Below are 21916 nucleotides of genomic sequence, written 5' to 3'. Positions count from 1 at the left end.
GCTGGTCTGCACGCCCCCAACAGAACTGGATTAAGACTAAACTCAGGCCTGCCTTTACAGTCGAGCCCGCCCCATGAAGCTTTCATCCCAGATCAAGCCCATCAGTTACCTGAAAAGCCACACCGCCGAGATCGTCAAGCAACTGACGGAAAGCCGCGAGCCTCTGGTTATTACCCAGAATGGCGAAGCCAAGCTGGTGGTTATGGATGTACAGAGCTTTGAGGAACAGGAAGCGACCCTGGCCATGTTGAAACTTCTGGCCTTGGGCAACCGGGAGATTGAAGCCGGTCAGTTCCGTGATGCAGAGCAGGTGTTTGCCGACCTGGAGCGGGACGACCTGCAATGAGATTCAAGGTGGTCATTCTGCATTCGGCAGAACGCGACCTGAAAGAGCTCAGACAATACCTGATCAGTCGATTCTCTCCCCAAGCCTGGCACAGCACCTTCCAGCACTTGAAATCCACCGTGGCTCAACTGGCGACCTCGCCCTACGCTGGCGTGGTACCTGACGAAATTCAGCAGCTCAATCTGCGCCACTATCGTCAGGTACTTTGCGGTATGAACCGGGTGATCTACGAAGTGCGGGAGAACACCGTCTTTATCCACATCATTGCCGATACACGCAAAGACCTGCCGTCATTGCTGATGAAGCGCCTATTGCGAGCGGGCAAGTAATGCTTGCCGGCCGTCAGAAACGCGAACCAGGCTCGCGCAGGAAAGCCAGCTCCTCGGCAGTGGACTCACGACCGAGGATGGCGTTGCGATGGGGAAAGCGCCCGAAGCGGGCAATGATTTTCTGGTGCCGTTCGGCGTAGTCCAGCTGATCGGCGAACACCGGGCGATCTTCCTCCGGTTGTTCGTCGTGCAGGGCAGCAAAGCGGGAAACCCCTTCGTTCTGCACCGGCAGGTGCTCGCAATGCTCGAACACCAGGTAGATGAAGCTGCGTTGCATGGCCGGCAAGCGCCGGTCGAGGTCCGCGGCAATGCCTTGCGCCACCAGTGCCTGGGCACGGGTATCGCCGGAGAACGCCTTGGGCGTATCGCGATAGATCATCCGCGGCAACTGATCGAGCAACAGCACCAGGGCCAGCCAACCTTGGGGACTTTGCGTCCACTCGGTCAATCCGCCAGCCAGAGCCTGCTCCACCAGACCACCAAAGCGCTGGCGCGCTTCGAGGTCCTGGCTGTCGCGTTTGCCAAACCACAGCCTGCCCTTGGCAGCGACCACCTCTGCCGGCTTTTCGGCTGAACCGAACCACCAATCAAGCAGAGGCTGCCAGGACTGGGCCATGTCTTATTCCTTGTGGTAGCCCGTCACACGAGCCACTTCTTCCTTGGAACCAAGGAATACGGCAACACGCTGGTGCAGGCCTTCAGGCTGAATGTCGAGGATGCGCTGGCGACCGTCGGTAGAAGAACCGCCAGCCTGTTCGATGAGGAAGGACATCGGATTGGCTTCGTACATCAGCCGCAGTTTGCCCGGCTTCTCCGGCTCGCGGCTGTCGCGTGGGTACATGAACAAGCCGCCACGGGTCAGGATACGGTGCACGTCGGCGACCATGGCCGCGACCCAGCGCATGTTGTAGTTCTTTTTCAGTGGCCCGGTGTCGCCGGCCAGCAGCTCACTCACGTAGCGCTTGACCGGAGCTTCCCAGTGACGCTCGTTGGACATGTTGATGGCGAATTCCTGGGTGGATTCCGGGATCTTGATGTCTTCGTGGGTCAGCACGAAGCTGCCCATTTCACGGTCCAGGGTGAAGCCCTTGACGCCATGACCCAGGGTCAGGATCAGCATGGTCTGCGGGCCGTAGATGGCGTAACCGGCAGCAACCTGCTGGGTGCCCGGCTGCAGGAAGGCCTTTTCGTTCAAGGCTTCGTTCTGGCTCAGGTACTCATTCGGGCAACGCAGCACCGAGAAGATGGTGCCAACAGGCGCGTTGATATCGATGTTCGACGAACCGTCCAGCGGGTCGAATACCAGCAGGTAGGCGCCTTTCGGGTATTTGCCCGGGATCTGGTAGGCATTGTCCATTTCCTCGGACGCCATGCCGGCCAGGTGACCGCCCCATTCGTTGGCTTCCAGGAGGATCTCGTTGGAGATCACGTCGAGCTTCTTCTGCACTTCGCCCTGCACGTTTTCCGTGCCCATGCTGCCCAGAACACCACCCAGGGCGCCTTTGGACACAGCGTGGCTGATCTCCTTGCAAGCACGCGCCACCACTTCGATCAGGAAGCGCAGATCGGCAGGAGTGTTGTTGCTGCGGGTCTGCTCAATCAAATAGCGACTCAGGGTAACGCGGGACATGGAAGGCTCCGGAGGAATGGGGGGACTAAAAACCCGCGCAGTTTAACGCGAGTCGGGGCGCATTTCCTCCTCTCAGACAGGGAACCGGCAGATAGAGTTCAGGCACCGGTTTCAGCGTAGCCACAAAACCCCAGGCATGACTGGCCACAGCGCCCTCTGCCATCCCCGCAACCGCTCAGGATTTGACCGCCGGCTTGCGCAGCAGACTGAAGGCCATGCCGGCCAATGCCAGTACCCCCAGGAGCAGCACCGCCCACAGGCCGATTTTTTTCCAGTCAGGCCCGCTGGCCACGGCGACGTCCGGCGACGCCGCAGTGGACGTCGTCAGTTGCGCCGCGCCCTCGACCTTGGCCTGGCCCAGTTCCTTGAGACGCTGCGGACTGTAGTCAGGAATCAGGGTGGCCAACGGCAGGTTGGCCGCTGTTGCGGTCGGGTTGCCCAGCGCCAGGGTATAGGGCCCGGCGCCACGAGCCAGGAACACCAGTTGCGTGCCGCGCACGGCAAATTGCAGGGTCGGCGCCTCGGCGCCCAGGCCGCCGCCACGCTCATCCACTGTCAATTTGAGCTGCTGCACGGTCTGCCCCGGCAATTGCAGTTCGTTCTGCTGCACGTCCTGGCCATTCTGGGTCAGGCGGTACAGCAGGCCATTGCTCAGGGGCTGCCAGGGCAGGCTGCTCTCACGGCGTCCGTACAATGTTGCGGGCGCCAGGCTATTGGCCTGTTTGAGCTCGACCCGCACGCGCTCGACATTCAGCCCCTTGGGCAACTGCCAACTGTACTCACCGGCCTTGGCGGCCGTGCCGCCCAGCGGTTGCGACCACACCAGCGGCGACGGCAGGCTGCTGGTGGTACTGCTCTGCAACTGCGCGGAAGTGAGCACCGGCGCCGCCTGCGGGGTGTTCCACAGCAAGCGCAGGTAACGTGCCGACTGCCCGGGCAAAGCCACCTCATGCTGCTCGACCCGCTCGTCGGCAAACGACAGCCGTGCCACCTGGCCTTCTCCCCAGGATTGCCAGTGCTGCAGATCGTCACTGGCCTCGATGCTGAAACGCTGGAAACCGTCGCGCTCACTGGTCCAGTCCAGCACCAGTTGTTGCAGCGGCGCCTTGATGGCGCTGGCATCCAGCAACCAGCCTCGCAGGACTTCTTCACCCGCCTCCAACTCAGTGGCCGGCTGCACTTCCACCAGCGTGCCATTGGCGTTGGACTGCACCCGCACACTGGGGATGCTGTCGCCAGCTTGCGCCGAGTTGTACAGCGGGAACCACTTCACATCAGTAAGGCTGCGCTGCTCGCGAGTCTGCGCCTGCTGACGGGCCACGGCATAGGCCTGGGGCTCGCCGGCGGCGTTGAACACGCGAACATCCCGCAGATCGGTCTGGCTGGCCTGGAGCTGCACGGCGAGCGGCAGCTCCAGGCGGTACCAGGGGCCTTCGCCGCTCAGGGTCAAGGGCACCTGGGACTTGAAGTCCCCGGGCTTGTCCTGGGCCACGGCGGACAACGCCACACACAGGCCCGCAGCCCCCCACCAGCCCAGGTTCAACTTCTGACTCAAGACGACACTCCTTCATTCAAGGGCTTGCCGGCTTCAGGCTCGGCCTCGACCCGCTTAGGCGGCAAGGGGGCGAAATACCCCACCACCAGCAACAACACACCAACCCCGATGAAAGAGACGATCCGCGCCAGCCCGCCACGGTTGCTCAACTCCACCAGGAACAGCTTGGCCACCACCACCGCGATCAACGCCGCGCCGATCAGCCAGACTTCGCGGCGATGGCGCACATGCCCGCCAATCATCAAGCCCAGGGCAATCAGGGTCCAGACGATGGACAGCCCGGCCTGGACCATCATCGACTCAAGCAACGCATCCGCCTGGAACGGCACACCGCTCCAATGATGAGCCGCGCGCATGACCAGCACGGTGAAGAAGGCGAACAGGGAAACCCCCGCCACCAACTGGGCGCCGCGCTCGGCGTAATCGCTCCGAAGCGCCAGCACCTGCACCGCGCTGCGGGACCACACATAGACCCCGAACAGGGCAAACAGCAGCCCCAGCTCCAGGGGATTGAGCAGCGGCAAGTAAGGCAACGGCTCGGCTCGGCCGTCGCTGAAGGTATTGGCCAGCCAGAACCAGCCCAGCATCAACACCGCCAGGGGCAGCGCGGCATACAGGCGGTACTCCCTGGAATGCGCGGCAACCGGCCACGGCCAATGGCGCGGCGCGGCCATGGCCACCAGGTACAGGCTCGGCAGGATCGCCCAGCCCAGCCAGCGCCAGGCGTTGTACTGCTCGGACAACAGCAGCAAGGCGTAGCGCAGTTCCTGCGCCAACACCCCCAGCAGCAGCCAGCAACCCAGCACATGGGCGATGCTCAGGACCCGCGTCGGCAGCCATGCCGCCAGGCGCCGCAGACTGAAGAAGTGCACGGCGAACAGCAGGGTCCAGGCCAGCCAGCCCAGATCCGCCGCCGGGTGATAACGCGGTGCCCAAGCCGCCAGCAGCACCAGGGCGCCCACCGGTATCAGCAGGCTGCACACCAGCCCCAGGGACTTCCACTGCAGGCGCACCGCCAGCAGCGCGCAGAGCAGCACGCTGGCGGCGGTGATCAGCAGCAACAGGCTCGCCTGCCAATGGGCCGGGGCGAAGCGCAGTACCTCCTTGAGCCAAGTAAAGGCCCACCAGCAAGCCCCCCAGGCCAACAACAGGTCGGACAGGCGCCCCAGACTCAAGGCATCGAACGCCGAGCCATGATGGCCCCGCTGCAAGCGCCAGGCCCCGACCAGCGCCGCCAGGGCCAGGACCATCGGCGTCCAGAAGTCGCCATTGGCCAGGGGCCGCGCAGCGTCCGCCACCGCCACGAAATACCAGTCCGAGCCGGCCAGCAGGAAGGTGCTGCCGCCAATCACCTGGAGCACCAGGCCAAAGACAAAACTGGCCCGCTGCTGCAAGTACAGGCTGAGCCAGATGATCAACAGCCCGCTGGCGGCCCAGACCCCACTGGCGGTACGCCAAGGCAGCACAAACAGCACCGCCAGGTTGATCATCATCAAGCCCGCCAGCAGCACCACCGACAGCCCCCGCAACAAGCGCGGGTCCTTGCGCACCATGTCATTGCGGGCGGCCAGGAGCATGCCGCCAATCAGCGCCAGCCCAATCAGCGAGGCGCTCATCAGGCCGCTCCAGCCGGCACTGAAGACCGCGCTGGCGTCGCCGTCCGCCCCTTGCAGGCGCATCAGGAACAAGGCCCCGCCGAGCAACTGGACGCCAAATGCCGTGAACAGGAAGGCCCGCGATTGCAGGCGCAGGCCGACCCACAAGGTCACCAGCCCGGCCAGGGCCCAACTGATGGCCGTGCCCTGGGTGAAGAAGAACAAGGGCGCCAGCAGATACAGGAAACCCAGCCCAAGCACCCCCAAGAGCGGCGCAATGCCCTGCTCCCAGGTCGAAGGCAAGGACTTATCGGCCCGTCGCAGTTGGTCGAAGCTGAACAGCAACGCGCCACCGAGCAGCAATGCCCCCAAAGGCGCACCGGCCAGCAGGCTGGTGTTCCCGGGACTCAATTCGCTGAGGAAAGCCAGGGCCGAGCCCACCTGCAACAGCAAGGCGAAGGCCCGGGCCAATGGTCGCTGCTGACGCAGGCCGAGCCAGAAGATCCCCGCGCCCTCCACGGCCCAGGCCGCGGACGTCCAGCGCGCATCCAGACCCAACGGAATGGCCAGGCTGGCGAAAATCACACCCAGGGCCAGGCAGGTTTCCCCCAGCAACAGGGCGCGACCGCCCATCAGCACCCGCGCCAGGACCATGTAGATCAAGCCCAGGGCCAGGGCACTGAAAGACGCCGCGAACTCCAGATGCCGGACCAGCGCCAGTTGCAAACCGAAAGCCACCAACGGCGGGCCGAAGAGCAGGCTGCCATCGACGTAGTCACCCTTGCGTGCGGACCAGTGCAGCAGCGCCTGACGATCGGCGTCCGCCGGAGCATCGGTCATTTCCAGCAGCTTGCGCCGGGTGAACAGCAGGCCAATGGCCAGGTACATGAGGAAGAACAGGATCAGGAACGGCTCGGTACTCCACAGCAGCTCCGGGGCATAGGAGCGCAGGCCCCAGGCGAAACCGATGCCGAAGGTGCCGACAAAGCCGATCAGGTTCAGCAGGCGCCAGGCCTTGAACCAGGCAATGCCGAGGATGCCGGCATTGAGCAGGGCGAAGTAGCTGAACAGCGCCACATGGCTGCCGGCGCCGGTGGACGTCAGGATGGGCGCGGCAAAACCGCCCAGGGCGGCGGCCGCCGCCAGACCCAGGGCATCCTGGGTAATGGCCAGGATCGCCGAAAACACGGTCACGGCCACCAGCAGGCCCAAAGCCGCAGAAGGGTCGAGCAACGGATGCAGGCGCATGGCCGCGAACACCGTCAGGTAGAGCACGGCGATGCCGGTGCCCTGGAGCATCAGCGCGTAATTGCTGTTGCGTCGCCGCAGCCACCAACCCAGCCCCAAGAGGCCCAGGGAGCTGGCCGCCACTCCGGCATAACGCAATTCAATGGGTACCACCATGCCTTCGGTGGCATAGCGCAGGAGGAAGGCCAGGCCGAGGAACAACAGCACCACGCCGACCCGCAGCACGGTGTTGCCGCCAAACAGCCAGTTGCGTGCACCGCTGATGGCGCGTTCGATCAGGTTCGGTTGCAGGTCCATAGGGGCCGCAGCTGGCTGTGGCTCCCGGGACGCCACCTGGGGCCCGGGTTGCCAGACCGACTCCGGCAGCGGCTGGCTGGCTTGGATTGCCGTGGCAGGGGGCACCGCAGCGGGCAGCTCCCAGACCAGCTCGGGGGCAGCCGGCTCCACAGGCTGGACTTCATCAAGAATGAATTCAGGCAGGTCTTCGCGTTCCGCCGCGGCGCTCGTGCCTGCGCGAGCCTCGGCAAGCGGGGCATTGACCAGGGGTTCGGCCGCAGGTTCGGCGGCGGGGCTAGCGTTGCTTTCCAACAGCGCAAGACGCTGGCCCAGGGTGGCCAGGGCCTTTTTCGCCTGTTCCAGCTCGCGGTGCTGGTCGACAACCTGACGATGCAGGGCGCCGAAGCGAATGGCCAGGCCGACAGCCAGGCCCAGCAGGGCACCGATCAGGGCATCACTGATGGACTCATCAACGATCCACCCCAGCACCAACCCCAACAGCATGAACATCCATTGCATGTGTCGATATCCCTAAGCGGTCCACTAAAGGACAGGTACAGCTGTGTTGACGCGTTCACCGGCAAGCCGGCCCCTACGGAGATTGTAGGCGCCGGCTTGCCGGCGAAGGTCTGTCCCCGATTGGAAGCCGAGCGTGGCCCGAAAGACACCATCCGGGAGATAAAATCGGCGCTCAGTATATCGACCCGACCCAACAAACGTTGGGCCTTATGCACAGTTTGAGAATTCTCCCAAACGCCTCACTCCAGCGCCTTCCAGATCTGCGTGGCGTATTCACGGATGGTCCGGTCCGAGGAAAACCAGCCCATGCGCGCCGTGTTGAGCACCGCCGAACGCCACCATTCCTTGGCGTCGTGCCAACGCTCCTCGACCCGAGCCTGGGCACTCCAGTAGGCATCGAAATCGGCGCAGACCAGGAACCGGTCGTAGTCGATCAGCGAATCGATCAGCCCGGTGTAACGCGACGGATCATCCGGGGAGAACACCCCGCCACGAATCGCCTGCAGCACATCGCTGAGCCGATGGGAGGCGGCGATATCCGGCACCGCGCTGAATTCGCCATTGCGCTTGCGCGCCTCCACCTGCTGGGCGCTGAGACCGAAGATGAACATATGTTCGGCGCCCACCTGCTCGCACATTTCGACGTTGGCACCATCCAGGGTGCCGATGGTCAGGGCGCCGTTGAGGCCGAACTTCATGTTGCTGGTGCCCGAAGCCTCGAAGCCGGCGGTGGAGATCTGCTCCGACAGGTCGGCGGCGGGAATGATGCTTTCCGCCAGGCTGACGTTGTAGTTGGGCAGGAACACCACTTTGAGCAAGCCACGTACAGTCGGGTCGCTGTTCACCGTACGGGCGATGTCGTTGGTCAGTTTGATGATCAGCTTGGCCTGGTGATAACTGGCGGCCGCCTTGCCGGCAAAGATCTTCACCCGGGGCACCCAATCGGTTTCCGGCTCGGCGCGGATCGCCTGGTACAGCGCCACGGTATGCAGCAGGTTGAGCAACTGGCGCTTGTACTCGTGAATACGCTTGACCTGCACATCAAACAGCGCCGCCGGGTTGACCGCGATGCCCAGGCGCTCATGGATGATCGCCGCCAAAGCACGCTTGCTGTGCAGCCGCTGTTCGGCGAACTGCTTGCGAAAGGCGGCTTTCTCGGCGAAGGGTTCCAGCCCCAGTAGCAGCGCCTCGGGATTGTCCAGCAGCTCGGGGCCCAGGACGTCCACCAGCATTTCGGTCAGTTGCGGGTTGGCCTGATACAGCCAGCGGCGGAAGGTGATGCCGTTGGTCTTGTTGTTGATCCGCTCCGGGTACAGCTTGTGCAGCTCGGAGAACACCGTGCTGCGCATCAGCTGGGTGTGCAGGCCGGACACGCCATTGACGCTGTGGGAGCCGAGGAACGCCAGGTTGCCCATGCGCACCCGGCGGCCGTTGTCTTCCTCGATCAGCGACACCGCCCGCAGCACGTCGAAATCGTGCATGCCCTTGGCCCGCAACGAGTCGATGTGCTGGGCGTTGATCAAATAGATGATCTGCATGTGCCGCGGCAGCATGCGCTCCATCAGGCCCACCGGCCAGGTTTCCAGGGCCTCGGGCAACAGGGTGTGGTTGGTGTAGGACAGGGTTTGCACGGTGACCTGCCACGCCGCATCCCAGGCAATGCCGTGCAGGTCCACCAATTGGCGCATCAGCTCGGCCACAGCGATCGACGGGTGGGTGTCATTGAGCTGGATGGCCGCGTGCTCGCCGAGACTGAGCACCGAGTCGTGCATGTTCTTGTGGCGCCGCAGCAAATCCTGCAACGACGCCGAGACGAAAAAGTACTCCTGGCGCAGACGCAGTTCCTGGCCCGCCTCGGTGCTGTCGGCCGGGTACAGCACCCGGGAGATGCTCTCGGCCCGGGCCACTTCTGCCACCGCCCCCAGGTGGTCACCGGCGTTGAAGCGCTCCAGGTGCAAATCCTCCATGGCCCGGGCCCGCCACAGACGCAAGGTGTTGACGCTGGCCCCACGCCAGCCCACCACTGGGGTGTCATAGGCCACCGCCCTGACGGTTTCCACCGGCCGCCAGACCTGGCGAATGTTGCCCGCTTCGTCGGTCACGCTGTCGACGCTGCCGCCAAAGCCGATGGAGTAGATCACCTCGGGGCGCTCGAACTCCCAGGGGTTGCCGAAATCCAGCCAGTGTTCGGTCTGTTCCTGCTGCCAACCGTCGACAATCGCCTGGCGGAACAGGCCGTGCTCGTAACGGATACCGTAGCCGTGACCGGCCAGGCCCAGGGTCGACATGCTCTCCATGAAACACGCCGCCAGGCGCCCCAAGCCACCATTGCCCAGGGCCGCATCGGGCTCCAGCAGGCGGATGCGTTCCAGGTCCACCCCCAGATCGGTGAGGGCCTCGCGGGCCACGTCCAGCAGGCCAAGATTGCTCAGGCTGTCAAACAGCAAGCGACCGATCAGGAACTCCAGGGACAGGTAATACACCCGCTTCTGACCCTTGCGGTACATCTGTCGCGTGTGATCCATCCAGTGATCGACCATATGGTCCCGCGCCGCCAGGGCAATGGCCTCGAACCAGTCGTGGTCGAAGGCGTGATCCGGGTCTTTGCCAACCGCGTAGGTGAGTTTGGTCAAGACGGCTTCGCGAAAGGCGGCCACCTCAGCGTCACGAACAAGGGATTCCTGAGTCATCGATACGACCTCTGACGAGATACACAGTGAGCATGGAATGGTCTGAGCCTAGTCGGTCTGACACGGAGCGAAGGCTCTGGTTCGGCGCTGTCTCAAATGGCTCGACTCACGAGAGAGCCTTGCGCGCCTGCGGGGAAAAAGATGCAGATGCCGTGCCGCCAGGGACTAATCGCAAGGAACACAAGAAAAATCCGACCTAAAGTCGTTCAAAAATCCACCAGTCCCGGTATGATCGCGCGCCCTGGAACATGCCGGAAGCACCACCTTGATGAAGTCCAATCTGATCGCCGCCGCGGAAATCGACCGTCTCGATACCTGGGCCAAATACACCGCGCCCATGTGCGGTTCCTGCATGTCCAGCTGCTGCACCCTGCCGGTGGAAGTGAAGATCAAGGACCTGATCCGCATTGGTATCGTCGACGAATTCGAGCGCGGCGAACCGGCGAAGAACATTGCCAAGCGCCTGCAGAAAGAAGGCATCGTCGAGCGCTACAACCAGAAGTCGGAAATCTTCACCTTGCAGCGCATGAGCAACAACGACTGCCTGTATCTGGATCGTAAAAGCCGCCTGTGCACCATTTATGACAAGCGCCCGGACACCTGCCGCAACCACCCGAAGATCGGCCCGCGCCCGGGCTACTGCGCCTACAAGCCCAAGCCCCAGGAGCGCCCGACCAATACCAGCAGTCGAACCCTGGAACGTTTCTGATCCCCTGCCCTTCAGGCTGCTAAGGCTGCCCACCTCCCACCGCAGCTAACGCTGCTGTAGCCGCTGCCGAGCAGCGCGAGGCTGCGAACGGCTGCAAGGCAGCCGCAAGACGGCCAGCACGGTAGCTCAGGCACTACGCGCCGCCTGGGTTGACGGCCGCTGCGCGCCCGGTCGCAGCCTCGCAGGCTCGGTAGCGGCTACAGGTTTTCTCCAGGCATAAAAAAACGCCCCCGGTCTCGCGACCGGGGGCGTTTTCATTCAGCCGGAACTAAAGACTCAGTTCTTGGCTTTCTTGGCAGCGCGAGTACGCTCGCCTTCGTCCAGGATCTTCTTGCGAAGACGGATGGACTTAGGAGTCACTTCACACAGCTCGTCGTCCTGGATGAATTCCAGAGCCTGTTCCAGGGTGAAGCGAACAGGTGGAACCAGGGCGATGGTTTCGTCTTTACCCGAAGCACGCATGTTGTCGAGCTTCTTGCCCTTGGTAGGGTTGACGCCCAGGTCGTTGTCACGGCTGTTCAGACCAACGATCTGACCGTTGTAGATTTCCTGGCCGTGCTCGACGAACAGCTTGCCGCGCGCCTGCAGGGTTTCCAGGGAGTAGGTCAGGGCCTTGCCGGTTTCTACCGATACCAGGACGCCGTTCTGACGGCCGGACATGTGGCCGGACTTCATCGGAGCGTAGCGATCGAAGATCGAGGTCAGGATGCCTGCACCGTTGGTCAGGGTCAGGAACTGGTTACGGAAACCGATCAGACCACGGGCTGGAATGTTGTATTCCAGGCGTACACGGCCCTTGCCATCCGGAACCATGTTGCTCAGGTCGCCCTTACGCAGGCCCATCTCTTCCATGACCTTGCCCTGGGATTCTTCAGGGATGTCGATGGTGACGTTTTCGAACGGTTCCTGCTTCACGCCATCCACTTCACGGATGATCACTTCAGGACGGCCAACGCCCATCTCGAAGCCTTCGCGACGCATGGTTTCGATCAGTACCGACAGGTGCAGCTCACCACGGCCGGAAACCTTGAACTTGTCAGCCGAGTCGCCTTCTTCAACGCGCAGAGCAACGTTGTACAGCAGCTCTTTGTCCAGACGTTCCTTGATGTTACGGCTGGTCACGAACTTGCCTTCTTTACCGCAGAATGGCGAGTCGTTGACCTGGAAGGTCATGGAAACGGTTGGCTCGTCGACGCTCAGTGGCTTCATCGCTTCGACAACAGTCGGATCGCACAGGGTGTCGGAGATGAACAGCTCGTCGAAACCGCTGATGCAGACGATGTCGCCAGCAGCGGCTTCTTCAACGTCTACACGGTGCAGGCCGTGGTGACCCATCAGCTTGAGGATACGACCGTTACGGCGCTTGCCGTTGACGTCGATGGCCACAACCGGGGTGTTGGGCTTGACGCGACCGCGAGCGATACGGCCAACGCCGATCACACCCAGGAAGCTGTTGTAGTCCAGAGCGGAAACCTGCATCTGGAACGGACCGTCACGGTCAACGCTTGGCGCTGGCACGTTGTCGACGATCGACTGGTACAGCGGGGTCATGTCTTCAGCCATTTCGGTGTGGTCCAGACCGGCAATGCCGTTCAGGGCCGAGGCGTAGACGACTTTGAAGTCCAGCTGTTCTTCGGTGGCACCCAGGTTGTCGAACAGATCGAAGATCTGGTCCAGAACCCAGTCAGGACGCGCGCCCGGACGGTCAACCTTGTTGATTACCACGATTGGACGCAGGCCGGCTTCGAACGCCTTCTTGGTCACGAAACGGGTTTGCGGCATCGGGCCGTCTTGAGCGTCGACCAGCAGCAGCACGGAGTCGACCATGGACATTACGCGCTCAACTTCGCCGCCGAAGTCGGCGTGGCCCGGGGTGTCCACGATGTTGATGTGGTAGCCGTTCCAGTTGATGGCGGTGTTTTTCGCCAGAATGGTAATACCGCGTTCTTTTTCCTGGTCGTTGGAGTCCATCACGCGCTCGTCGTTGAGCTCGTTGCGCTCCAGGGTGCCGGATTGACGCAGGAGTTTGTCTACCAGGGTGGTCTTACCATGGTCAACGTGGGCAATGATGGCGATGTTGCGTAGATTTTCGATCACTTGTGTATCTCGATCAGAGGATTCGGTGTGCTGACAAATGCTGGCAGCGATTAACAATAGAGTCAGGCCTGGCCGTTACAGCTGGACGGCGGCGTCGGGGGGCCGGTGACGCAAGCCACAGGCGAACATCCCCGGGCACTTAGCTCGGTCTATAAACGCGCACATTGGCATGTCCCTCACTGAGCAGATGGTGAGCATGCAGGCGACTCATGACGCCTTTGTCGCAATACAGCAGGTACTGGCGCGTAGGGTCCAGTTCCTTGAAGCGGGCGTTCAATGCATAGAACGGCAGCGCTTGTACTTCGATGCCAGCAAGCTCCAGCGGGTCGTCTTCCTGGGCATCCGGGTGACGGATGTCGATGACGATCTGACCGGCCAGCGCCTCACTGACTTCTTCAATCTGCAAATCCTGGCCCAACTCGTCGATCACCCGATCGATCGGCACCAGCTTGGCCCGCTCGATCGCACGCTCGAGCACCGCCATATCGAATTCTTTCTCTTCATGCTCGACGCGATGGCGCTTGGCATGGGTCTTGGGGTTCACCGAGATGACCCCGCAGTACTCCGGCATGTGCTTGGCGAAGTCGGCGGTGCCGATCTCTTCGGCCAGGTCGATGATGTCCTGCTTGTGGCTGGCAATCAGCGGGCGCAGCACCAGCTTCTCGGTCACGCAGTCGATCACCGACAGGTTGGGCAACGTCTGGCTGGACACCTGGGAAATCGCCTCGCCAGTCACCAGTGCATCGATGTGCAGACGGTCGGCGATGCTTGAGGCGGCACGCAACATCATACGCTTCAAAATGACGCCCATATGACTGTTGTCGACTTTGCCGAGAATTTCCCCGAGCACTTCCTCGAACGGCACGCTGACGAACAGCACCCGCTGGGAGCTGCCGTACTTCTTCCATATATAGTGCGCGACTTCCATCACGCCCAGTTCGTGGGCACGGCCGCCCAGATTGAAGAAGCAGAAGTGGCTCATCAAGCCACGGCGCATGACCTGATAAGCGGCGACCGTGGAGTCGAAGCCGCCGGACATCAGCACCAGGGTCTGCTCCAGGGCGCCCAGCGGGTAGCCGCCGATACTGTTGTGCTGGCTGTGGATCACGAACAACCGTTGGTCGCGAATTTCCATCCGCACTTCGATTTCCGGCTCTTTGAGGGAAATGCCGGCGGCACCGCACTGCCGACGCAGCTGGCTGCCGACGTACTTTTCCACGTCCATGGAGCTGAATTCATGCTTGCCGGCACGCTTGCAGCGCACCGAGAAAATCTTCCCGGGCAAGGCCTCGCCGAAGTGCTGCTTGCACTTGGCAACGATGTCGTCGAAGTCGCCCAGCGGGTACTCGTCAACCTGTAGGAAATGCGCGATGCCGGGCATGCAACTCAGGCGCTCGGTCAGCTCCTTCAGGGCCTTGGGCTCGCTGAGGGCGGTTTCCAGCTCGAGGTTGTCCCACACACCATTGACCACCACGGCCGGGTCCAGATCGCGGAGCACGGCACGGATGTTCTTGGCCAACTGACGGATGAAACGCATCCGTACCGGGCGGCTCTTGATGGTGATTTCCGGGAAAACTTTAACGATTAGTTTCATGAAAACTGCGCGCGCTGGGCCAGCCGAAAAAGGGGGGCGCGGATTATAGCGGAAATTGCTCAAGGTTTAACCAATTAATGTGCAGAAGGTTTTAGGCGCACCAAAACGGGTCATTTACCAAAGAAGACGCTACATTGCAGTGCGCCAAATGCCGGCATTACGCCAAATCCGCCGCAGAAAGCGTGATTTTGGGGCAGAAAACCCATCTCGGGGCACTGGCATGCAATTTGCTCCCTTGTGAGGCAGGTTGCCATGGCAGAGTATTCGCGCCGGCATCACCCACATTCTAAGGGCACTCCAACACCAAGCCCGAAGCCACCCGGAGGACACTATGTCGAAGTCGGTTCAACTCATCAAAGATCATGACGTCAAATGGATTGATCTGCGCTTCACTGACACCAAGGGCACTCAACATCACGTGACCATGCCGGCCCGTGATGCGCTGGATGAAGACTTCTTCGAATCCGGCAAGATGTTCGACGGTTCCTCCATCGCTGGCTGGAAAGGCATCGAAGCCTCCGACATGATCCTGATGCCGGACGACGAAACCGCCGTGCTGGACCCGTTCACAGAAGAACCGACCCTGATCCTGGTCTGCGACATCATCGAACCTTCGAGCATGCAAGGTTACGACCGCGACCCACGCGCCATTGCCAAGCGCGCCGAAGAGCACCTGAAAGCCACCGGCATCGGCGACACCGTATTCGCCGGTCCAGAGCCAGAGTTCTTCATCTTCGACCAAGTGAAATTCAAGTCCGACATCTCCGGTTCCATGTTCAAGATCTACTCCGAACAAGGTTCCTGGATGTCCGACCAGGACATCGAAGGCGGCAACAAGGGCCACCGTCCAGGCGTCAAAGGCGGCTACTTCCCGGTTCCACCGTTCGACCACGACCACGAAATCCGTACCTCCATGTGCAACGCACTGGAAGAAATGGGCCTGACCGTTGAAGTTCATCACCACGAAGTGGCGACTGCCGGCCAGAACGAAATCGGCGTCAAGTTCAACACCCTGGTGAAGAAGGCCGACGAAACCCAGACCCTGAAATACGTCGTGCACAACGTGGCCGACGCCTACGGTCGCACCGCCACCTTCATGCCTAAGCCACTGTACGGTGACAACGGCTCGGGCATGCACGTGCACATGTCGATCTGGAAAGACGGCAAGAACACCTTCGCTGGCGAAGGCTATGCCGGCCTGTCCGATACCGCTCTGTACTTCATCGGCGGCATCATCAAGCACGGTAAGGCCCTGAACGGCTTCACCAACCCGGCCACCAACTCCTACAAGCGTCTGGTTCCAGGCTTCGAAGCCCCGGTCATGCTGGCCTACTCGGCACGCAACCGTTCCGCTTCGATCCGTATTCCTTACGTGTCGAGCCCTAAAGCCCGCCGTATCGAAGCCCGTTTCCCGGACCCGGCTGCCAACCCATACCTGGCCTTCGCTGCTCTGCTGATGGCCGGCCTGGACGGTATCCAGAACAAGATCCACCCTGGCGACGCCGCTGACAAAAACCTGTACGACCTGCCGCCTGAAGAGGCCAAAGAGATCCCACAAGTTTGCGGCAGCCTGAAGGAAGCCCTGGAAGAGCTGGACAAAGGTCGTGCGTTCCTGACCAAAGGCGGCGTTTTCAGCGACGACTTCATCGACGCTTACATCGCCCTGAAAAGCGAAGAAGAGATCAAGGTCCGTACCTTCGTACACCCACTGGAATACGAGCTGTACTACAGCTGCTGATCCGGTAGCGTCGGCGCAAGCCGCGTGATCAAGAGGCCTCCTTCGGGAGGCCTTTTTTATGCCCGCGCATTTGCCACGCCCGGGGTGGTTGCGTGCATCATGGCCGCCGCCCTTCTCTTATCTGCCGAGCCCGCCCATGACTTCGCGCCTCAACTTGTGCCTCGCCCTCACCTGCAGCCTGCTCACCACAGCCGCCTGCGCCACCGAAGCCCCCGCCGCTCTCGCCCCGTTGCTCGGCAGCATCGGCGAACGCCTGGCCATTGCCGATCAGGTAGCCCTGAGCAAATGGGACAGCCACAAGGCGGTCGAGGACCGTCCTCGGGAACAGCAGGTAATTGCCGGCGCCACGGCCCAGGCCGCCACCTATCACCTGAGCGAGGAAAGGGTTGGGCAGTTCTTCGCCGCCCAGATCGAAGCCAACAAACTGGTGCAGTACGCCAGGCTGTCCAGCTGGCACCTGCAAGGCCGGGCGCCAGACACCCCGCGCCAGGACCTGGCCGGACAGATCCGTCCACAACTTGATCAGTTACAAAAACGCCTGTTGCAGCAACTGGCCGACTTCAGCCCCCATGCCGGCGATCGCCAATGCCCGCAATGGCTGGCCCAGGCCAATCAGGCCGCCAGCCGCGACCCGTTGCGCCAACTGGCAATGGTCCGCGCCACCGCGGAGTTATGTGTGTTCAAAGGTTAACCGCGCCCGCGCCCAGCCTCGCGCCGCCCTATGCTGAGCCTTTCAACCGCGAACCTGTAAAGGGCTGGAATCACCGTGATGCGCGTCGCTGCTTTTTGCCTGCTGTGGATAACGGCGCTGCCCGCCAGCGCAGAACCTTACGCACAACTGCAGTTGCGGGGCGTGCCAGAGCACGGCGCGCTGCGGGCCAACAACGGCAGCTTCACGGTGCAGGTAGCGCTGGTGCCGGACTTGCAGCCGCAGCATCGCCTGCGTCTGCTGCTGGACGATCAGGCGTATGGAACCCCGAGCCGGGGTCCTGAGTTGCCGCTGGTGAATATCGACCGTGGCCAACATCGCCTGGCAGTGCAGGTCCTAGGCGGCGAGCGGGTCCTGCAGCAGAGCGCGCCGATCACCTTCACCCTGCTGCGGGCCCATCGCCGCTGAGCCCACTTCAACCGCCCCGCTACAGCCCGCTCGCGGAGTGAACCTGCGCAGTGCCCATGCGGCGCTCGTGCTCCAGCAGCCAGCGCTTGCGCCACAGTCCGCCGCCGTAGCCGGTCAGCGCGCCATCGCTACCAATGACCCGGTGACAGGCGATGACGATGGCGATCTGATTGGCGCCGTTGGCCCGGGCCACGGCACGCACCGCTGACGGCGAGCCGATCCGGCTCGCTACTTCGGCATAACTGCAGGTACTGCCCAGAGGGATGGCGCGCAAGGCCTGCCATACCGTTCGGGTAAAGGACGAGGCGTTCATCGCCAGGGGAGTGTGGAAACCGTCGGCTTCTCCGGCGAAATAACGCTGCAGCTCGGCCTCGATTTGATCGATAGGGGCGAAACGTCCAAACCCTATGCTGGAGCCGCTGCTCTTTTGCAGGTTTTGCAGCTCATTGGCCAGGGCCGGGCGATCGAAAAACTCCAGCAGATGCAGGACCTGGGCGTCGGCCACCGCCAGCATCACGCCGATAGGAGTCTGCAACCAGTCCACCTTGAGCAACTCGCGCCCCCGCAGGTTCGACGGCGGCTGGCCGGCCAGGCGGGCAAAGGCACGGCGAAAGCCACTGTCGGAATCAAAGCCGGCGCTGATCTGCGCCTCGATCACCGACTCGCCGCAGGACAGCTGCTGCATGCCTTGGCCCATGCGTCGCAGGCGGGCCATTTCCAGGAAGGTCACCCCAAAGTAGCGCTTGAACGCGCGACGCACGGTGGATGGGTCCAGGCCCTGGCGGCTCAGGTCGTCTTCGTACCAGCGGCGTTCGGGAGCGCTTTGCAACTGATCCAGCAGGGTCTGCACCCAGGGCTCCTGCACTCCGGCCCGCTCCAGGGGGCGACAACGCAGACAGGCGCGGAATCCCGCTTCGACGCAGCCCTTGATGGAGCTGAAAAACACCGTGTTCTCACGCTTGGGCTTGCGTGCGGCACAGGTCAGGCGACAGAACACACCGGTACTTTTCACCCCGACAAAGGCAAAGCCTTCATAGGCCGGGTCGCGATCCAGAAGGGCCTGGTACAGGGTGTCGTCATCGGGGAGCTGGAACAGCAGAGGGGCGTTTTCCATGGCCGCATCCTAAACCTTGAAGCATTAGGTTCGAGCACTTTAAACCCGCTCCCTGACAGCGGCCGCTGAAAAACGGGCGTTGATTCCCACACCGTCGAGCACCGCGCAAGCACCATGCAGATTCATGCACTATATTGGTGCAACAAGTTGCACCCGGAGACCATTTACAGCCCATTTTGGTTCGAAAATACCCGCCGGGGCTGGCAAAGCGCCACGCAATCGAGCTTCAAACGGCTGTTTCAGGGCTTGGACGCTTCTTTTCGGAGCCTTGGTTTGGTTTTTGCATTTTCTCCACATCAGCGCCTTACCCGCGCGCGCAATTCGGGACCGGCCCCGGATTGTCTTGCTTCAAAAGAGGTCACCACTTACCCATGACCATCAGCGACCCACTGCACCGTCTGCTTCTGGACAACCTGACCACCGCCACCATCCTGCTCAACGCCGACCTGCGCCTTGAGTACATGAACCCGGCGGCGGAGATGCTCCTGGCCATCAGCGGCCAGCGCAGCCATGGGCAATTCATCAGCGAGCTGTTCACCGAATCCGCCGAGGCCCTGAGCTCCCTGCGCCAGGCGGTGGAACAGGCGCACCCCTTCACCAAGCGCGAAGCCATGCTCACCGCCCTGACCGGCCAGACCCTGACCGTCGACTACGCGGTAACGCCGATCCTCAGCAATGGCGATACCTTGCTGCTGCTGGAGGTCCACCCCCGCGACCGGCTGCTGCGCATCACCAAGGAAGAGGCCCAGCTGTCCAAGCAGGAAACCAGCAAGATGCTGGTGCGCGGCCTGGCCCACGAGATCAAGAACCCCTTGGGAGGGATTCGCGGCGCCGCACAATTGCTGGCCCGGGAGCTGCCCGAGGAAAGCCTCAAGGACTACACCAACGTCATCATCGAAGAGGCCGACCGCCTGCGAAACCTGGTGGACCGCATGCTGGGCTCGAACAAGCTGCCGTCCCTGGCTCTGACCAACATCCATGAAGTGCTGGAGCGGGTCAGCAGCCTGGTGGAAGCCGAAAGCCAGGGCTGCATCACCCTGGTACGCGATTACGACCCGAGCATTCCCGACGTTTTGATCGACCGCGAGCAGATGATCCAGGCGGTGCTCAACATCGTGCGCAACGCCATGCAAGCCATCAGCAGCCAGAACGAAATGCGCCTGGGGCGCATCACCCTGCGCAGCCGCACCATGCGCCAGTTCACCATCGGCCATGTGCGCCATCGCCTGGTGACCAAGATCGAGATCATCGACAACGGCCCGGGCATCCCTGCCGAGCTGCAGGACACCCTCTTCTTCCCCATGGTCAGCGGCCGCCCGGACGGCACCGGGCTGGGTCTGGCCATTACTCAGAACATCATCAGCCAGCACCAGGGCCTGATCGAATGTGACAGCCATCCCGGCCACACCACCTTCTCGATCTTTCTGCCTCTGGAACAAGGAGCCCATCGACATGAGCCGTAGTGAAACCGTGTGGATCGTCGATGACGACCGTTCTATCCGTTGGGTCCTGGAGAAAGCCTTGCAACAAGAAGGCATGACCACCCAGAGCTTCGACAGCGCCGACGGGGTGATGAGTCGCCTGGCACGCCAGCAGCCAGACGTGATCATCTCCGACATCCGTATGCCCGGTGCCAGCGGCCTCGACCTGCTAGCGCGGATTCGCGAGCTGCACCCTCGCCTGCCGGTGATCATCATGACCGCGCATTCGGACCTGGACAGCGCTGTCGCCTCCTATCAGGGCGGGGCCTTCGAGTACCTGCCCAAGCCATTCGATGTGGATGAGGCGGTGTCCCTGGTCAAGCGTGCCAACCAGCATGCTCAGGAGCAGCAGGGCCTGGAAGTGGCCCCGACCCTGGCCCGCACCCCGGAGATCATCGGCGAAGCGCCGGCGATGCAGGAGGTGTTCCGCGCCATCGGGCGCCTGAGTCACTCCAACATCACGGTGTTGATCAACGGCGAGTCGGGCACCGGCAAGGAACTGGTGGCCCACGCCCTGCATCGCCACAGCCCGCGGGCGGCTTCGCCGTTCATCGCCCTGAACATGGCGGCTATCCCTAAGGACCTGATGGAGTCCGAGCTGTTCGGCCATGAAAAAGGCGCCTTCACCGGCGCTGCCAACCTGCGCCGTGGACGTTTCGAGCAAGCCGATGGCGGCACCCTGTTCCTCGACGAAATCGGCGACATGCCGGCCGATACCCAGACTCGTCTGCTGCGGGTTCTGGCCGATGGCGAGTTCTACCGGGTCGGTGGACATACTCCAGTCAAGGTCGATGTACGGATCATCGCCGCCACCCACCAGAACCTGGAAACCCTGGTGCACGCCGGCAAGTTTCGTGAGGACCTGTTCCACCGCCTCAACGTGATCCGCATCCATATCCCGCGCCTGTCGGACCGTCGCGAAGACATCCCGACCCTGGCCAAGCACTTCCTCAGCCGTGCCGCCCAGGAGCTGGCGGTGGAACCCAAGCTGCTGAAGAACGAAACCGAGGAATACCTGAAGAACCTGCCCTGGCCGGGCAACGTTCGCCAGCTGGAGAACACCTGCCGCTGGATCACCGTCATGGCGTCGGGGCGCGAGGTGCACATCAGCGACCTGCCGCCGGAGCTGTTGAGCCTGCCCCAGGATTCGGCGCCGGTAACCAACTGGGAACAGGCCCTGCGCCAGTGGGCCGATCAGGCCCTGGCCCGCGGCCAGTCGAGCCTTTTGGACAGCGCGGTGCCGAGTTTCGAACGGATCATGATCGAAACCGCCCTCAAGCACACCGCCGGCCGCCGCCGCGACGCCGCAGTGCTGTTGGGCTGGGGCCGCAACACCCTGACCCGCAAGATCAAGGAGTTGGGGATGAAGGTGGACGGTGGCGACGAGGACGAAAGCGAAGAAGGCTGAGCCCTCCCCCCAACAACGAGGATGTGCGTGCACCAGGATGGGGTGCATGCACTGCTCGAAGGCGCGATGAACCGCAATCGAGCACAGCGCCATTATTCAAGGCCTGGCCTTCAAATCTGAAAATTATCCCTTCGAAAACGCAAAAGCCCCGGATTCCGGGGCTTTTGGCTTTTTGTCCAGGCAATTCATGCAGCACTAGCCAGAGTTGGCACGCCCCCTGCAATAACCCCATCACTACCCAGTTTAGGGGACCTTGGTACAGGCAGGCCGGGGATTCCCCTCTTTAATACCCGGCCCATCACGCTCACAGCGACGGGCCACGTTTTCGGGAACCTCGGTACAGGCAGGCCGGGAATTCCCTCTTTAGCACCGGGCTCATCACGCGCATCGCGACGAGCCCAAGGTTTCGGGAACCTCGGTACAGGCAGGCTGGGGCTTCCCTCTTTAACACCGGGCTCATCACGCTTTGA

Annotated in this window: 15 protein-coding genes and 1 pseudogene; 8 read left to right on the top strand and 8 right to left on the bottom strand. The window is 62.3% G+C overall.

Annotated elements, in window-relative coordinates:
* The first annotated feature begins 73 nt into the window (after positions 1-73).
* Both LOY69_RS01920 and LOY69_RS01915 read left to right on the top strand, forming a co-directional pair.
* Positions 74-346, top strand: a complete 273-nt coding sequence (locus tag LOY69_RS01920) for a type II toxin-antitoxin system Phd/YefM family antitoxin (RefSeq protein WP_102882112.1) — start codon at positions 74-76, stop codon at positions 344-346.
* Positions 343-675 carry a type II toxin-antitoxin system RelE/ParE family toxin gene (locus tag LOY69_RS01915; RefSeq protein WP_102882113.1) on the top strand — a complete coding sequence of 111 codons (333 nt, stop codon included), beginning with the start codon at positions 343-345 and terminating at the stop codon, positions 673-675. Before LOY69_RS01920 ends, LOY69_RS01915 begins: the two co-directional genes overlap by 4 nt.
* A 13-nt stretch (positions 676-688) precedes the next feature.
* On the opposite strand, the gene LOY69_RS01910 is transcribed toward LOY69_RS01915, so the two are convergent.
* The 5 genes from LOY69_RS01910 to LOY69_RS01890 all read right to left on the bottom strand — a co-directional run bounded on the left by LOY69_RS01910 (position 689) and on the right by LOY69_RS01890 (position 10188).
* The gene (locus tag LOY69_RS01910; RefSeq protein ID WP_110595374.1) at positions 689-1291 is read right to left on the bottom strand and encodes a DUF924 family protein; all 603 of its coding nucleotides are present in this window, start codon (positions 1289-1291) and stop codon (positions 689-691) included.
* Positions 1292-1294: 3 nt separating this feature from the next.
* Entirely contained in the window at positions 1295-2305 is a 1011-nt protein-coding gene (locus LOY69_RS01905) for a class 1 fructose-bisphosphatase (RefSeq protein ID WP_102862754.1), read from the bottom strand.
* Positions 2306-2480: 175 nt separating this feature from the next.
* Positions 2481-3860: a DUF3999 domain-containing protein gene (locus LOY69_RS01900; protein ID WP_265074071.1), complete on the bottom strand. Its 1380-nt coding sequence runs from the start codon at positions 3858-3860 to the stop codon at positions 2481-2483.
* Positions 3857-7498 carry a DUF2339 domain-containing protein gene (locus LOY69_RS01895; protein ID WP_265074070.1) on the bottom strand — a complete coding sequence of 1214 codons (3642 nt, stop codon included), beginning with the start codon at positions 7496-7498 and terminating at the stop codon, positions 3857-3859. The genes LOY69_RS01900 and LOY69_RS01895 overlap by 4 nt, the downstream gene beginning before the upstream one ends.
* Before the next feature lie 239 nt (positions 7499-7737).
* Positions 7738-10188 (bottom strand): glycogen/starch/alpha-glucan phosphorylase, encoded by a 2451-nt coding sequence (locus tag LOY69_RS01890; protein WP_102882117.1) that lies wholly within the window; start codon positions 10186-10188, stop codon positions 7738-7740.
* A 265-nt stretch (positions 10189-10453) separates the two neighbouring features.
* On the opposite strand from LOY69_RS01890, the gene LOY69_RS01885 reads away from it, so the two are divergent.
* Positions 10454-10897: a YkgJ family cysteine cluster protein gene (locus LOY69_RS01885; protein WP_170002055.1), complete on the top strand. Its 444-nt coding sequence runs from the start codon at positions 10454-10456 to the stop codon at positions 10895-10897.
* Positions 10898-11173: 276 nt separating this feature from the next.
* On the opposite strand, the gene typA is transcribed toward LOY69_RS01885, so the two are convergent.
* Both typA and thiI read right to left on the bottom strand, forming a co-directional pair.
* Positions 11174-12994 (bottom strand): translational GTPase TypA, encoded by a 1821-nt coding sequence (gene typA, locus LOY69_RS01880; protein ID WP_025130242.1) that lies wholly within the window; start codon positions 12992-12994, stop codon positions 11174-11176.
* 139 nt (positions 12995-13133) lie between these two features.
* Entirely contained in the window at positions 13134-14588 is a 1455-nt protein-coding gene (gene thiI / locus LOY69_RS01875) for a tRNA uracil 4-sulfurtransferase ThiI (RefSeq protein WP_102862749.1), read from the bottom strand.
* 331 nt (positions 14589-14919) lie between these two features.
* On the opposite strand from thiI, the gene glnA reads away from it, so the two are divergent.
* The 3 genes and pseudogenes from glnA to LOY69_RS01860 all read left to right on the top strand — a co-directional run.
* Positions 14920-16326 carry a glutamate--ammonia ligase gene (gene glnA / locus LOY69_RS01870; protein WP_016965623.1) on the top strand — a complete coding sequence of 469 codons (1407 nt, stop codon included), beginning with the start codon at positions 14920-14922 and terminating at the stop codon, positions 16324-16326.
* Positions 16327-16462: 136 nt separating this feature from the next.
* Positions 16463-17017: a chorismate mutase gene (locus LOY69_RS01865; RefSeq protein ID WP_265074069.1), complete on the top strand. Its 555-nt coding sequence runs from the start codon at positions 16463-16465 to the stop codon at positions 17015-17017.
* A gap of 120 nt (positions 17018-17137) precedes the next feature.
* Positions 17138-17443 (top strand): annotated as a pseudogene (locus LOY69_RS01860) (DUF4124 domain-containing protein); the annotation flags it as partial.
* Positions 17444-17462: 19 nt separating this feature from the next.
* Here the strand turns inward: LOY69_RS01860 and LOY69_RS01855 are convergent.
* A complete protein-coding gene (locus tag LOY69_RS01855; protein ID WP_265074068.1) occupies positions 17463-18557 on the bottom strand; it encodes a bifunctional transcriptional activator/DNA repair enzyme AdaA in 1095 nt (364 codons plus the stop codon).
* Between the two features lie 371 nt (positions 18558-18928).
* Between LOY69_RS01855 and glnL the strand changes: the two genes are divergently transcribed.
* Together glnL and ntrC are read left to right on the top strand one after the other, a co-directional pair.
* Positions 18929-20020 (top strand): nitrogen regulation protein NR(II), encoded by a 1092-nt coding sequence (glnL, locus tag LOY69_RS01850; RefSeq protein ID WP_102862743.1) that lies wholly within the window; start codon positions 18929-18931, stop codon positions 20018-20020.
* Complete coding sequence (gene ntrC / locus LOY69_RS01845; RefSeq protein WP_016963311.1) at positions 20010-21446, top strand: nitrogen regulation protein NR(I); 1437 nt, start codon at positions 20010-20012, stop codon at positions 21444-21446. The genes glnL and ntrC overlap by 11 nt, the downstream gene beginning before the upstream one ends.
* The last annotated feature ends 470 nt before the right edge of the window (positions 21447-21916 follow it).

It is taken from the genome of Pseudomonas sp. B21-059 (assembly GCF_026016285.1).
GTDB classification, from domain to species: domain Bacteria; phylum Pseudomonadota; class Gammaproteobacteria; order Pseudomonadales; family Pseudomonadaceae; genus Aquipseudomonas; species Aquipseudomonas danubii.
This window is presented reverse-complemented; position numbering and strand designations above follow the sequence as displayed.